The organism is Nguyenibacter vanlangensis (genome assembly GCF_013376155.1).
Taxonomy (GTDB): Bacteria; Pseudomonadota; Alphaproteobacteria; order Acetobacterales; family Acetobacteraceae; genus Gluconacetobacter; species Gluconacetobacter vanlangensis.
In genome coordinates, this window is sequence record NZ_JABXXP010001184.1 from 1 (window position 1) to 606 (window position 606).

At 71.3% G+C, this 606-nt stretch carries 1 protein-coding gene; it reads right to left on the minus strand.

What is annotated here, in order from left to right; all coding sequences use genetic code 11:
* Positions 1 to 54: 54 nt before the first annotated feature.
* Positions 55 to 606: NUDIX hydrolase (locus tag HUK84_RS22010; protein ID WP_176642019.1), on the minus strand; the 552-nt coding region annotated here is incomplete at its 5' end.

Sequence of the window (606 nt, forward strand, 5' to 3'; positions counted from 1 at the left end):
GGAGCAGGGCACGCGCGGACGCGGCGGAGGCGGGGCGGTTCAACGGCGGGCGGTTCATGCGAAGGCCGGATTGTCGCGGCCGGACAGGCCGGCGCGGATCCGTTGTCCGAGATCGCCGGCCGGGTCGATCAGCCCGTGGCGGAGGAACAGGTCCAGCAGCACCAGATTGACGTTGAACTTGAAGGCGTCGCCGTCGCGTACCATCCGGCAGGCTTCCTGGAGCGGGATCAGGGTGAAGAATTCGACCTCGCCGTCCGACGGGGTCGGGACGAAATCCGGCGGCAGTTCCAGGTCGTAGCAATGCAGTACGTCGCGGCGCAGACCCTCGGGCCGTTCCATGGCGTAGCGGATCTCGGCCACCGGCACGGCGCGGCGGATCAGGGCGTCGGGGATGCTGGCTTCCTCGGCGGCTTCCTTGGCCAGGGCCTGGCCGGCGGTGTGGCCGGCGGGAATGCCGCCCGCGACCAGGTGATCCAGCTTGCCGGGGTCCAGCCGCTTGTCCATCGCGCGGCGGCCGATCCACAGATGCCAGCCGTCGGGCCGGCGGACCAGGCCGTTCATGTGCACGCCGTGGGCGATCAGCCCGAACAGGGGCAGCGCGCCGCG